The organism is Escherichia sp. E2562 (assembly GCF_005781075.1).
Taxonomy (GTDB): domain Bacteria; phylum Pseudomonadota; class Gammaproteobacteria; order Enterobacterales; family Enterobacteriaceae; genus Escherichia.
On record NZ_VATM01000005.1, the window covers coordinates 339,616 to 353,988 of the forward strand.

A 14,373-nucleotide genomic window follows, 5' to 3' on the forward strand; every position below is an offset into this window, starting at 1 on the left:
ACCCGATCACAACTCTATTTCAATATCGCCTTTTGCCCGGCAACAACAGGGCAAAATCTCCCCTGGCTGAATAAAGGCTAACGGTTCGGCAATCCAGTCAACCTGACCTGCAACCAGGCGAGTGCGACAGGAGCCGCAGTAGCCTTCGCGACACTGGTACTCAACCGCCACATTATGGGATTCCAGCGCCGCCAGAAGGGAAGGGTGTTCATCCTGGCACAGCAGTTGTGTGCCAGTGATGCGCAAGGTAACGCGGGTCATCAGAGCTGGAAGTTACTCAAATCGTCGGTGTCCACTTCCGAGTCAATTTGACCGACCAGATAAGAACTCACCTCAACTTCCTGTGGGGCAACCTGCACGTTATCCGACACCAGCCAGGTATTGATCCACGGGATCGGGTTGGAACGTGTCTGGAACGGCAGATCCAAACCGACAGCTTGCATGCGGATGTTGGTGATGTACTCGACGTACTGGCAGAGAATGTCTTTATTCAGACCAATCATCGAACCGTCACGGAACAGATAATCCGCCCAGTCTTTCTCCTGCTGTGCCGCCTGGACAAACAGCTCATAGCACTCCTGCTTACACTCTTCGGCTATTTCCGCCATTTCCGGATCATCCGCGCCGCTGCGCAGTAGATTCAGCATATGCTGAGTACCGGTCAGGTGCAGGGCTTCGTCACGGGCAATCAGGCGAATAATCTTGGCGTTACCTTCCATCAGTTCGCGTTCTGCAAAGGCAAAGGAACAAGCAAAGCTGACGTAGAAGCGAATGGCTTCCAGCGCGTTAACGCTCATCAGGCAGAGATAAAGTTTTTTCTTCAGCTCGCGCAGGCTAACGGTCACGGTTTTACCGTTGACGGTGTGGGTGCCTTCGCCCAGCAAATGCCAGTAGCTGGTCATCTCGATCAGTTCATCGTAATAGCGGGAAATGCCTTCCGCGCGTTTCTGGATCTGCTCGTTGGTGACGATATCGTCGAATACAACAGACGGATCGTTAACGATATTACGAATGATATGGGTATAAGAACGAGAGTGAATCGTTTCTGAAAATGCCCACGTTTCTACCCAGGTTTCCAGTTCCGGAATAGAAATTAGCGGCAGCAGTGCCACGTTCGGACTACGACCCTGAATGGAATCCAGCAGTGTCTGGTACTTCAGGTTGCTGATAAAAATGTGCTTTTCGTGTTCAGGCAGTGCCTGATAATCGATACGGTCGCGAGAGACGTCAACTTCTTCCGGACGCCAGAAGAAAGAGAGCTGCTTTTCGATCAGCTTTTCGAAGATTTCATATTTTTGCTGATCGTAGCGGGCCACGTTGACCGGCTGACCAAAGAACATCGGTTCTTTAAGCTGATCATTCTTCGTCTGTGAAAATGTGGTATATGCCATGAATATGTCCTGTTGGGAGTTTAATGCCGGATAAGGCATTTTACGCCGCATCCGGCATCCAGAGCCTGATGCGACGCTGGCGCGTTTTATCAGGCCTACAAAATTCGAGACGTAGGCCGGATAAGACATTACGCCGCATCCGGCATCTCAATATCAGATCTTACATGCGCCGCTTTCGCAGCCATCGTCCTGGATTGACGGCACCAGATCGTCCTGCGCATCTTCTGCGCCGTCACGGGTGTTCTGATAATACAGCGTTTTGACCCCGAATTTGTAGGCGGTGAGCAGGTCTTTCAGCAACTGCTGCATCGGCACTTTTCCTGACGGGAAGCGTGACGGATCGTAGTTAGTATTCGCAGAGATCGACTGATCGATAAATTTCTGCATGATACCAACCAGTTGCAGATAACCATCGTTACCCGGCATTTCCCACAGCAGTTCATAGGCATCGTGCAGGTGTTCGTAGTCTGGAACGACCTGGCGCAAAATACCGTCTTTCGACGCTTTAATGCTGACATAACCGCGCGGCGGTTCAATGCCGTTAGTAGCATTAGAGATCTGCGAAGAGGTCTCGGAAGGCATCAGCGCTGACAGTGTAGAGTTACGCAGGCCGTAAGTTTTGATCGACTCACGCAATGCTTCCCAGTCGTAATGCAGCGGCTCATTAGCGATGGCATCCAGATCTTTTTTATAGGTATCGATCGGCAGGATCCCTTTCGCATAGGTGGTTTCGTTAAACCACGGGCACGCGCCTTGCTCTTTCGCCAGCTCATTAGACGCTTTCAGCAGGTAATACTGAATGGCTTCGAAGGTTTTATGCGTCAGGTTGTTGGCGCTGCCGTCGGAGTAGCGTTTACCGTGCTTCGCCAGATAGTAAGCGAAGTTGATCACACCAATACCCAGTGTACGACGACCCATCGCTCCACGTTTGGCTGCCGGGATCGGGTAATCCTGATAATCCAGCAGCGCGTCGAGTGCGCGTACCGCCAGAACGGCCAGCTCTTCCAGTTCATCCAGGCTGTTAATTGCACCCAGGTTGAAAGCAGAAAGCGTACACAGCGCGATTTCACCGTTTTCGTCGTTAACGTCATTCAGCGGTTTGGTCGGCAGAGCGATTTCCAGGCACAGGTTAGACTGGCGCACTGGCGCGATGGCCGGATCAAACGGGCTATGGGTATTGCAGTGGTCAACGTTCTGAATATAGATACGACCGGTAGACGCACGTTCCTGCATCATCAGTGAGAACAGCTCAACCGCTTTCACGCGCTGTTTGCGGATGCTGTCGTCTTTCTCATATTTGGTGTACAGGCGCTCAAACTCTTCCTGATCGGCGAAGAACGCGTCGTACAGCCCCGGTACGTCGGACGGGCTGAACAGGGTGATATCTTCACCTTTCAGCAGACGGGTATACATCAGTTTGTTGATTTGTACCCCGTAGTCCATATGACGCACGCGGTTGCCTTCAACCCCACGGTTGTTTTTCAACACCAGCAGGCTTTCCACTTCCAGATGCCAGATTGGGTAGAACAGCGTTGCCGCACCGCCGCGCACGCCGCCCTGGGAGCAGGATTTCACCGCCGTCTGGAAATGTTTGTAGAACGGAATGCATCCGGTATGGAACGCTTCACCGCCACGAATCGGGCTACCCAGTGCACGAATACGCCCGGCGTTGATGCCGATCCCCGCACGCTGGGAAACGTATTTCACAATCGCGCTGGAGGTCGCGTTAATGGAATCCAGGCTGTCGCCGCACTCGATCAGCACGCAGGAGCTGAACTGGCGAGTCGGGGTACGCACGCCGGACATGATTGGCGTCGGCAGCGAAATTTTAAATGTGGAAACCGCGTCGTAAAAACGCTTCACGTATTGCAGACGCGTTTCGCGCGGGTAGTTCGAGAACAGGCACGCAGCAACCAGAATATAGAGGAACTGTGCGCTCTCGTAGATTTCGCCGGTCACGCGGTTCTGTACCAGATATTTGCCTTCCAGCTGCTTAACGGCAGCATAAGAGAAGGTCATATCACGGTCGTGAACGATAAACGTGTCCATCTGCTTGAACTCTTCTTCCGTGTAGTCTTCCAGCAGATGATTATCGTATTTGCCCATTTCGACCATTTTCACCACGTGGTCGTACAGCGCAGGCGGCTCAAACTGGCCGTAGGCTTTTTTACGCAGGTGGAAAATTGCCAGGCGCGCGGCGAGATACTGATAGTCCGGTGCATCACGGGAGATCAGGTCAGCGGCAGCCTTGATAATAGTTTCGTGGATGTCGGAGGTCTTGATTCCGTCATAAAACTGAATATGGGAGCGCAGCTCGACCTGGGAAATCGAAACGTTATGCAGTCCTTCTGCCGCCCAGTCCAGAACGCGATGGATTTTGTCGAGATTGATGCGCTCTGTGCTACCGTCGCGCTTTGTCACCAGCAGATTCTGATTCATGTATGTCGTACCTGTTTTTGGAATTCTTTCCGCAATAGTTTCACGGCAACTACCTGTAGTAAGGAAAGCTGCAACTAACACTATATATAGGGGGTATGTTTGGGATTCACTGCAAGATAGTGTGAAAACGGCCCTCTTGCAAGTGCATAACTTTGTGGATAACTCAGGAAGGAAAAAGCGACTTCCGCGTACCTTAGGTCAGACAAGGTGTCCGGGAAAGTCAATGGGAAGAGAAAAATTTGTTAAAAATAACCGTTCGGTGATTTCTTGAACGCTCAATTTAAGATAATTATTGATCCAGGTTATTTGTTGTGCTTTTGTCAGGTGTGGTGAAAATTGATGCCATCACAAATTCATATAACGTCGGCACTTAATGTTATGTTTATGATGTGAGCGAATGTAAATGGCTGCGGTTCACGGAACAGGTATTTTTTTAATCAACAGATGTGAAATAAAAGTTTGTTATGTTGATTATTCCAGGTAAACAAGAAACGAATTAATCAGTTTAATGTGTTTTAATTATTGTTATTTCATAATTTGGTCAGTATCAAAAGGAATAATTTATTTCTTTTAGAAGATATTATTTTAGTATATATGTTTTAAATGTTTCTTATTTACAATTAATCATTATCTACAATCACAATATGTCTTTTAATGATGGCGTGTTATTTCTCACAGGCTGTCAGATTATGAATAAAAAACGGATTGTTTTTATCAGGAAAGGATATCTATTAATTATTCCAGCCGTCGTTGCTTGCGTATTTACGCGTGCAAACGCCGCGTCGCAGGTTCTGGCTTCATGTCAGGGTGTTAACGTGACTGCCAGTTGTCGGGCCAGCTATCAAAGTCTTTCAGGTAGTACACAGACCTGGAATGTTGCTGACGGGCAATGGCTTGTTTTTTCCTCTATGGCAAATGATGCCAGTGGAGGCGCGGTATTTTTACAACAAGGTGCTGATTTCACATTATCAGCACAAGGCGGAACAGGGATGACTCTGTTTGAAAATAATACCGTGAGCGGTGAATATAATAATGGCGGAGCTATCTTTGCAAAAGAAAACTCAACGCTGAACCTTACTCAGGTTATTTTTGACAATAACATCGCTGGAGGGTATGGAGGGGCGATCTACTCCGCGGGAACAAATGACGCTGGTGATATTGATCTTAGCATTACCAATGCCGTATTTACGGATAATGTTGCTAATGATGGTAAAGGTGGCGCAATTTATTCGATTAATAATAATGTCTACTTAAATAACACTGTTTTTGATAATAATCAGGTATATACATCAACAAGTTACAGTGATGGTGATGGTGGAGCCATCGATATTACTGATAATAATAGCGATAAAACACACCCATCAGGATTTACCATTATTAACAATACTTCGTTCATAAATAACACTGCTGAAGGTTATGGTGGCGCAATTTATACCAGTAGCACGACTTCTCCTTATCTTATTGATATCGCTGTTGATGACAGCTACAGCCAGAACGGGGGCGTATTAGTAGATGTGAATAACAGCGCATCCGCTTATGGTGAAGACGCTTCGGCAGCAGCTGGAGGCTTTCTGTATACAGGGGCAAGTGAAATCCGTTTTGATGTTGCGGCTGATAAAACCTTGATCATTGGCAGTACAAAAAATGATGGGGCTATCGACTCCATTGCGGGGACGGGCGTTATTACCAAAGCTGGAGCGGGCGAACTGGTGCTTAACGCTGATAACAATGATTTTGCCGGCGAGATGAGAATTAAAAATGGTGAAGTCACGCTAGGGCGGAATAATTCGCTGATGAATGTCGGTGACAGTCAGTGCCAAAGTAATCCACAAAATTGCTATGGCTTGAGCGTTGGTAGTATCGGACAAACAGATAATCAGGCAGAGCTTAACGTCGGTTCGACTCAGCAAACATTTGTACATTCGTTAACGGGTTTTCAGAATGGCACTTTAAATATTGACGCTGGCGGCAATGTTACCGTCAACCAGGGCGGTTTTGCCGGAACTATTCAGGGGGAAGGGCAACTGACTATTGCTGAAAACGGGAGTTATGTACTGGCGGGTGCGCAGTCGATGGCGCTGACCGGCGATATTGTGGTGGAAGATGGCGCAATCCTCTCGCTTTCGGGTAACGCCACGGATCTTGCGGAGATGCAGGACGATCCGCAGTCCATCGTGTTAAATGGCGGCGTATTGGATCTCTCCGATTTTACTACCTGGCAGAGCGGTACGTCAGAGAACGATGGTCTGGAAATCAGTGGCAGCGACGGTACGGTGATTGGTCAGCAGGATGTTGTCGATCTTTACGGTGGCGACGATCTACATATTGGCGATGACGGGAATAATGGTGTTTATGTGGTGGTGGATGCAGGTGACGGGCAGGTCAGCCTGGCAAATGACAATCAATACCTCGGCACAACACAAATCGCTTCCGGTACGCTGGTGGTGAGCGACAACTCTCAGCTTGGTGATACCCACTATAACCGCCAGGTTATCTTTACTGATAATCAACAAGATAGCACGATGGAGATTACCTCCGACGTTGACACGCGTTCAGATGCGGCAGGCCACGGACGTGATATCGAAATGCGCGCCGATGGTGAAGTGATGGTGGATGCGGGTGTAGACACGCAGTGGGGCGCACTGATGGCTGACAGCAGCGGGCAGCAGCAGGACGCGGGAACCACACTGACGAAAACCGGTGCAGGAACGTTGGAACTGACTGCCAGTGGCACGGCGCAGTCGGCGGTGCGAGTGGAAGAAGGCACGTTGAAAGGCGATGCTGTGGATATCTTTCCTTATGCATCAACGCTGTGGGTCGGTGATGGGGCGACGTTCGAGACTGGTGCGGATCAGGATATTCAGTCTATTGATGCTACTTCCAGCGGCACTATCGACATCAGCGATGGTACGGTTTTGCGCCTGACCGGGCAGGATACTTCCGCCGCACTGGATGCCTCGCTGTTTAACGGCGACGGTACGTTGGTGAATGCCACCGATGGTGTGATGTTGACAGGTGAGCTTAATACCAACCTGGAAACCGACAGTCTGACTTATCTTTCAGACGTGACGGTTAATGGTGATCTGACCAATACGTCCGGTGCGGTTAGCCTGCAAAATGGCGTCGCTGGCGATACGCTGACGGTAAACGGTGATTATACCGGCGGCGGTACGCTACTGCTCGATAGCGAATTAAACGGCGATGACTCAGCAAGCGACCAACTGGTGTTGAACGGTAATACTGCTGGCAACACGACCGTGGTGGTTAACCCCATTACCGGGATTGGTGAGCCGACATCTACAGGCATTAAAGTGATTGATTTCACAGCCGATCCCACGCAATTTCAAAACAATGCGCAGTTTAGTCTGGCGGGCAGCGGCTATGTCAATATGGGCGCTTACGACTATACGTTGGTGGAAGATGATAATGACTGGTATCTGCGTTCGCAAAAAGTCACTCCGACGCCACCGCCCGATCCGGATCCGACTCCCGATCCCACGCCTGAGCCCGACCCAACACCCGCTTATCAGCCTGTGCTGAATGCCAAAGTTGGTGGATATCTTAATAATTTGCGGGCGGCAAATCAGGCATTTGTGATGGAGCGACACGATCACGCTGGTGGCGATGGTCAGACGCTGAATTTACGCGTTATCGGCGGAGATTATCATTACACAGCAGTAGGGCAGTTGGCCCAGCATGAAGACATTTCTACGGTACAGCTTAGCGGCAACCTGTTAAGCGGAGACTGGGGCGATGATGGCCAGTGGATGCTAGGGGCCGTAGGTGGCTACAGTGATAATCAGGGGGACAGTCGCTCAAACATGACCGGAACTCGCGCCGATAACCAGAACCACGGTTATGCTGTTGGGCTGACCTCAAGCTGGTTTCAGCACGGTAGCCAAAAACAAGGGGCATGGCTGGATAGCTGGCTGCAATATGCCTGGTTTAGCAATGATGTTTCTGAACAAGGTGATGGTGCGGATCATTACCATTCGTCGGGGATCGTTGCTTCGCTGGAAGCCGGCTATCAGTGGTTACCGGGGCGTGGTGTGGTGATTGAACCGCAGGCGCAGGTGATTTATCAGGGCGTGCAGCAGGATGATTTTACCGCCGCTAACCATGCGCGGGTGTCACAATCGCAGGGCGATGATATTCAGACGCGGCTGGGATTACACAGCGAATGGCATACTGCGCTTCATATCACGCCAACGTTGGATCTGAATTATTATCACGATCCCCATTCGACGGAAATTGAAGAAGATGGTAGCCAAATCAGCGACGATGCGGCGAAGCAGCGTGGTGAAATAAAAGTGGGAGTAACGGGCAATATCAGTCAGCGAGTTTCGCTGCGTGGCAGCGTGGCGTGGCAGAAAGGAAGCGATGATTTTGCCCAGACGGCCGGGTTTTTGTCGATGACGGTGAAATGGTAATCGCTGTCCGCCCGGCATCGTTGCCGGATGCGGCGTAAACGCCTTATCCGGCCTACGGGAGTATTTGTAGGCCTGATAAGACGCGACAAGCGTCGCATCAGGCATTGGCGCGGTTGCCGGATGAATCCAAACAACAACCTTACTTATTCTGTGTGTGCAGCATATAGTTCACATCAACGCCGGGGCCGAGCTTAAAAGTATTAGTGATCGGGTTATAATGCAGCCCGATCATATGGCGCTCTTTTAGACTGGTTTGATCCACCCAGCCCAGCAATTCTGCCGGTTTAATAAACTTCTTCACGTCGTGCGTGCCTTTAGGCACCATGCGCAAAATATATTCAGCGCCGACCACCGCCATTAGCCACGACTTGCCATTACGATTAAGCGTGGAGAAAAAGACATCGCCACCCGGTTTTACCAGTTGTGCACAGGCTCTGACCACTGACTGCGGATCGGGAACGTGTTCCAGCATCTCCATGCAGGTCACCACATCATACTGCCCGGCATGTTTTGCCGCGTGTTCTTCCACGGTTTCCTGTACGTACTCTACCTGAATACCGCTTTCCAGCGCGTGCAGCTTTGCCACCTGCAATGGCTCAAAGCCCATATCCAGACCGGTCACCGTCGCGCCTTCGCGCGCCATACTCTCGGCCAGAATGCCGCCGCCACAACCGACATCGAGCACCTTTTTGCCAAATAAACCGCCAGCACGCTCGGCAATATAGCCCAGACGCAGCGGGTTAATGCGGTGCAGTGGTTTGAACTCGCCTTCCAGATCCCACCAGCGGGAGGCGACGGCTTCAAATTTAGCGATCTCTTCGTGGTCTACGTTATGGTTTACCGGCGATTTTTCGGCATTCATTGGCACTTCTACTCCGTAATTGGCAAGGCAATCGAGTATATCAGGCATTGGATGTGAATAAAGCGTATTGGTTTACCTCAATCTGCGCGGCTGTGTTATAATTTGCGACCTTTGAATCCGGGATACAGTAGAGGGATAGCGGTTAGATGAGCGACCTTGCGAGAGAAATTACACCGGTCAACATTGAGGAAGAGCTGAAAAGCTCCTATCTGGATTATGCGATGTCGGTCATTGTTGGCCGTGCGCTGCCAGATGTCCGAGATGGCCTGAAGCCGGTACACCGTCGCGTACTTTACGCCATGAACGTACTAGGCAATGACTGGAACAAAGCCTATAAAAAATCTGCCCGTGTCGTTGGTGACGTAATCGGTAAATACCATCCCCATGGTGACTCGGCGGTCTATGACACGATCGTCCGCATGGCGCAGCCATTCTCGCTGCGTTATATGCTGGTAGACGGTCAGGGTAACTTCGGTTCTATCGACGGCGACTCTGCGGCGGCAATGCGTTATACGGAAATCCGTCTGGCGAAAATTGCCCATGAACTGATGGCCGATCTCGAAAAAGAGACGGTCGATTTCGTTGATAACTATGACGGCACGGAAAAAATTCCTGACGTCATGCCGACCAAAATTCCTAACCTGCTGGTGAACGGTTCTTCCGGTATCGCCGTAGGTATGGCAACCAACATCCCGCCGCATAACTTGACGGAAGTCATCAATGGTTGTCTGGCGTATATCGATGATGAAGACATCAGCATTGAAGGGCTGATGGAACACATCCCGGGTCCGGACTTCCCGACGGCGGCAATCATTAACGGTCGCCGCGGTATTGAAGAAGCTTACCGTACCGGTCGCGGCAAGGTGTATATCCGCGCTCGCGCAGAAGTGGAAGTTGACGCCAAAACCGGGCGTGAAACCATTATCGTCCACGAAATTCCGTATCAGGTGAACAAAGCGCGCCTGATCGAGAAGATTGCGGAACTGGTAAAAGAAAAACGCGTGGAAGGCATCAGCGCGCTGCGTGACGAGTCTGACAAAGACGGCATGCGCATCGTGATTGAAGTGAAACGCGATGCGGTCGGTGAAGTGGTGCTCAACAACCTCTACTCCCAGACCCAGTTGCAGGTTTCTTTCGGTATCAACATGGTGGCATTGCACCATGGTCAGCCGAAGATCATGAACCTGAAAGACATCATCGCGGCGTTTGTTCGTCACCGCCGCGAAGTGGTGACCCGTCGTACCATTTTCGAACTGCGTAAAGCTCGCGACCGTGCGCATATCCTTGAAGCATTAGCTGTGGCGCTGGCGAACATCGACCCGATCATCGAACTGATCCGTCATGCGCCGACGCCTGCAGAAGCGAAAACCGCGCTGGTTGCTAATCCGTGGCAGCTGGGCAACGTTGCCGCGATGCTGGAACGTGCTGGCGACGATGCTGCGCGTCCGGAATGGCTGGAGCCAGAGTTCGGCGTGCGCGATGGTCTGTACTATCTGACCGAACAGCAAGCTCAGGCAATTCTGGATCTGCGTTTGCAGAAACTGACTGGCCTTGAGCACGAAAAACTGCTCGACGAATACAAAGAACTGCTGGATCAGATCGCGGAACTGCTGCGTATTCTTGGCAGTGCCGATCGTCTGATGGAAGTGATCCGCGAAGAGCTGGAGCTGGTTCGTGAACAGTTCGGTGACAAACGTCGTACTGAAATCACCGCCAACAGCGCAGACATCAACCTGGAAGATCTGATCACCCAGGAAGATGTCGTCGTCACGCTCTCTCACCAGGGCTACGTGAAGTATCAGCCGCTTTCTGAATACGAAGCGCAGCGTCGTGGCGGGAAAGGTAAATCAGCCGCACGTATTAAAGAAGAAGACTTTATCGACCGACTGCTGGTGGCGAACACTCACGATCATATCCTGTGCTTCTCCAGCCGTGGTCGTGTCTATTCGATGAAAGTTTATCAGTTGCCGGAAGCCTCTCGTGGTGCACGCGGTCGTCCGATCGTCAACCTGCTGCCGCTGGAGCAGGACGAACGTATCACCGCGATCCTGCCGGTGACCGAGTTTGAAGAAGGCGTGAAAGTCTTCATGGCGACCGCTAACGGTACTGTGAAGAAAACCGTCCTCACCGAGTTCAACCGTCTGCGTACCGCCGGTAAAGTGGCGATCAAACTGGTTGAAGGCGATGAGCTGATCGGCGTTGACCTGACCAGTGGCGAAGATGAAGTAATGTTGTTCTCCGCCGAAGGTAAAGTGGTGCGCTTTAAAGAGTCTTCTGTCCGTGCGATGGGCTGCAACACCACCGGTGTTCGCGGTATTCGCTTAGGCGAAGGCGATAAAGTCGTCTCTCTGATCGTGCCGCGTGGCGATGGCGCAATCCTCACCGCAACGCAGAACGGTTATGGTAAACGTACCGCAGTGGCGGAATACCCAACCAAGTCGCGTGCGACGAAAGGGGTTATCTCCATCAAGGTTACCGAACGTAACGGTTTAGTGGTTGGCGCGGTGCAGGTAGATGATTGCGACCAGATCATGATGATCACCGATGCCGGTACGCTGGTACGTACTCGCGTTTCGGAAATCAGCATCGTTGGCCGTAACACCCAGGGCGTGATCCTCATCCGTACTGCGGAAGATGAAAACGTAGTGGGTCTGCAGCGTGTTGCTGAACCGGTTGACGAAGAAGATCTGGATACCATCGACGGCAGTGCCGCGGAAGGGGACGATGAAATCGCTCCGGAAGTGGACGTTGACGACGAACCGGAAGAAGAATAATTTCATCGCTTCATGACCGAAGGGAGTAAACATCCCTTCTTCGAAATGAAAAGTCCAGGCTGCAAAGTCTGGGCTTTTGTCGTATTAGGGCGCGCTAAAGGGCGGGTTCGTTCGTCAAAAATGACGGTTATACACAAGGAATGTGGCAATGAGCGGTGAAAAAAAGGCGAAAGGCTGGCAGTTTTATGGCCTTATAGGTGTCGGTGTTGTTGCGCTCCTTTCCGCGGGCGTCTGGGCATTGCAATACACTGGCAGCGGTCCAGAAAAAACGTTGTCGCCGCTGGTAGTGCATAATAATTTGCAAATCGATCTCAATGAGCCTGACCTCTTTCTCGATAGCGACTCTCTAAGCCAGCTTCCCAAAGATCTCCTTACTATTCCTTTTCTCCACGATGTCCTGAGTGAAGATTTCGTTTTCTATTATCAGAATCATGCCGATCGTCTGGGCATTGAAGGCAGTATTCGCCGCATTGTCTATGAACACGATCTCACGCTGAAAGATAAGCTCTTTTCGTCGCTCTTAGACCAGCCCGCGCAGGCGGCACTGTGGCACGATAAACAAGGCCATCTTTCACATTATATGGTGCTTATCCAGCGTAGTGGCTTGAGCAAGTTGCTGGAGCCATTGCTGTTTGCTGCTACCAGCGACAGCCAGTTAAGCAAGACGGAAATCAGTAGTATTAAGCTAAATAGTGAAACCATCCCTGTTTATCAGTTGCGCTATAACGGCAATAACGCCCTGATGTTCGCGACATATCAGGACAAGATGCTGGTGTTTTCCAGCACGGATATGTTGTTTAAAGATGACCAGCAGGATACTGAAGCCACGGCGATCGCAAGTGATTTGTTGAGCGGCAAAAAACGCTGGCAAGCCAGCTTTGGCCTGGAAGAGCGTACTGCCGAAAAAACGCCAGTACGCCAGCGCATCGTGGTCAGTGCAAATTTGCTGGGTTTTGGCTACCAGCGATTAATGCCTTCTTTTGCTGGCGTACGCTTCGAAATGAGCAACGACGGCTGGCATAGCTTTCTGGCGTTAAATGATGCATCCGCTAGCGTGGATACCAGTTTCGATTTTACGCCGGTATGGAGCAGTATGCCTGCCGGGGCAAGCTTCTGCGTGGCGGTGCCTTACTCGCACGGTATTGCTGAAGAGATGCTCTCACAAATCGCTCAGGAAAACGACAAGTTGAATGGGGCATTAGATGGTGCCGCCGGGCTGTGCTGGTATGAGGATTCAAAACTGCAAACCCCGCTGTTTGTTGGTCAGTTTGATGGCACTGACGAACAGGCGCCATTGCCAGGGAAACTGTTTACCCAAAATATTGGTGCTCGTGAAAGCAAAGCGCCAGAAGGCGTATTACCGGTAACTCAAACTCAGCAGGGCGAAGCGCAAATCTGGCGTCGCGAAGTGAGTTCCCGATACGGTCAGTATCCGAAAGCGCAGGCGGCGCAACCAGATCAATTAATGTCGGATTATTTTTTCCGCGTGTCGCTGGCGATGCAAAACAAAACGCTGCTTTTCTCCCTCGATGACACGCTGGTTAATAATGCGCTGCAAACACTGAATAAAACCCGCCCGGCAATGGTGGATGTGATACCCACTGATGGCGTCGTTCCGGTATATATCAATCCACAAGGAATGGCGAAACTGCTGCGTAACGAAACGCTGACCAGTCTGCCGAAGAATCTCGAACCGGTTTTTTATAACGCCGCACAAACTTTATTAATGCCGAAACTGGACGCTTTATCGCAACAGCCTCGTTATGTCATGAAGCTGGACCAGATGAAACCGGGCGCCGCCTGGCAATGGTTGCCAATCAACTGGCAGCCATTATGAGGCGTGGACTGCTGGCACTGATTTGCTGGCTGTGTTGTTTTGTTGCTCATAGCGAAATGCTGAATGTCGAACAATCGGGACTATTTCGTGCCTGGTTTGTGCGCATTGCGCAGGAACAGCTACGCCAGGGGCCAAGTCCACGTTGGTATCAACAGGATTGCGCAGGCCTGGTGCGCTTTGCAGCGAACGAGTCGCTGAAAGTTCACGATAGCAAATGGCTTAAAAGTAACGGTCTGTCAAACCAGTATCTACCGCCAGAAATGACGCTAACACCTGAGCAACGACAACTGGCACAAAACTGGAACCAAGGGAACGGGAAAACCGGCCCCTACGTGACCGCGATTAATTTGATTCAGTACAACAGCCAGTTTATTGGCCAGGATATAAACCAGGCACTGCCAGGCGATATGATTTTTTTCGATCAGGGCGATGCCCAGCACTTAATGGTCTGGATGGGGCGTTACGTCATCTACCACACCGGAAGCGCCACGAAAACTGACAACGGAATGCGCGCAGTCAGTCTGCAACAACTTATGACATGGAAGGACACCCGATGGATACCCAACGATTCCAATCCCAATTTCATTGGCATTTATCGTTTAAATTTTCTGGCGCAATAGCGGCCTGCCTGTGCCTGTCT

The 14,373-nt window shown here is 50.9% G+C and carries 8 protein-coding genes; 4 read left to right on the top strand and 4 right to left on the bottom strand.

Annotation, left to right across the window (positions count from 1 at the left end; genetic code table 11):
• Window positions 1–6: 6 nt before the first annotated feature.
• The 3 genes from yfaE to nrdA all read right to left on the bottom strand — a co-directional run bounded on the left by yfaE (window position 7) and on the right by nrdA (window position 3,830).
• Window positions 7–261, bottom strand: a complete 255-nt coding sequence (yfaE, locus tag FEK43_RS10560) for a ferredoxin-like diferric-tyrosyl radical cofactor maintenance protein YfaE (protein ID WP_130207161.1) — start codon at window positions 259–261, stop codon at window positions 7–9.
• Window positions 261–1,391 (bottom strand): class Ia ribonucleoside-diphosphate reductase subunit beta, encoded by a 1,131-nt coding sequence (gene nrdB / locus FEK43_RS10565; RefSeq protein WP_130207160.1) that lies wholly within the window; start codon window positions 1,389–1,391, stop codon window positions 261–263. Before nrdB ends, yfaE begins: the two co-directional genes overlap by 1 nt.
• Before the next feature lie 153 nt (window positions 1,392–1,544).
• Entirely contained in the window at window positions 1,545–3,830 is a 2,286-nt protein-coding gene (gene nrdA / locus FEK43_RS10570) for a class 1a ribonucleoside-diphosphate reductase subunit alpha (RefSeq protein ID WP_130207159.1), read from the bottom strand.
• A gap of 689 nt (window positions 3,831–4,519) precedes the next feature.
• Between nrdA and yfaL the strand changes: the two genes are divergently transcribed.
• The gene (gene yfaL / locus FEK43_RS10575) at window positions 4,520–8,260 is read left to right on the top strand and encodes an AIDA-I family autotransporter adhesin YfaL/EhaC (protein WP_135407427.1); all 3,741 of its coding nucleotides are present in this window, start codon (window positions 4,520–4,522) and stop codon (window positions 8,258–8,260) included.
• A gap of 139 nt (window positions 8,261–8,399) precedes the next feature.
• On the opposite strand, the gene ubiG is transcribed toward yfaL, so the two are convergent.
• Complete coding sequence (gene ubiG, locus FEK43_RS10580) at window positions 8,400–9,122, bottom strand: bifunctional 2-polyprenyl-6-hydroxyphenol methylase/3-demethylubiquinol 3-O-methyltransferase UbiG (protein WP_130207157.1); 723 nt, start codon at window positions 9,120–9,122, stop codon at window positions 8,400–8,402.
• 146 nt (window positions 9,123–9,268) lie between these two features.
• Between ubiG and gyrA the strand changes: the two genes are divergently transcribed.
• The 3 genes from gyrA (at window position 9,269) to FEK43_RS10595 (ending at window position 14,353) form a co-directional block, all read left to right on the top strand.
• Window positions 9,269–11,896, top strand: coding sequence for a DNA topoisomerase (ATP-hydrolyzing) subunit A (gene gyrA / locus FEK43_RS10585; RefSeq protein ID WP_001281237.1), 2,628 nt, complete (start codon window positions 9,269–9,271; stop codon window positions 11,894–11,896).
• A 148-nt stretch (window positions 11,897–12,044) separates the two neighbouring features.
• Window positions 12,045–13,733 (top strand): DUF2138 domain-containing protein, encoded by a 1,689-nt coding sequence (locus FEK43_RS10590; protein WP_138158534.1) that lies wholly within the window; start codon window positions 12,045–12,047, stop codon window positions 13,731–13,733.
• Complete coding sequence (locus FEK43_RS10595) at window positions 13,730–14,353, top strand: DUF1175 domain-containing protein (protein WP_130207155.1); 624 nt, start codon at window positions 13,730–13,732, stop codon at window positions 14,351–14,353. The genes FEK43_RS10590 and FEK43_RS10595 overlap by 4 nt, the downstream gene beginning before the upstream one ends.
• The last annotated feature ends 20 nt before the right edge of the window (window positions 14,354–14,373 follow it).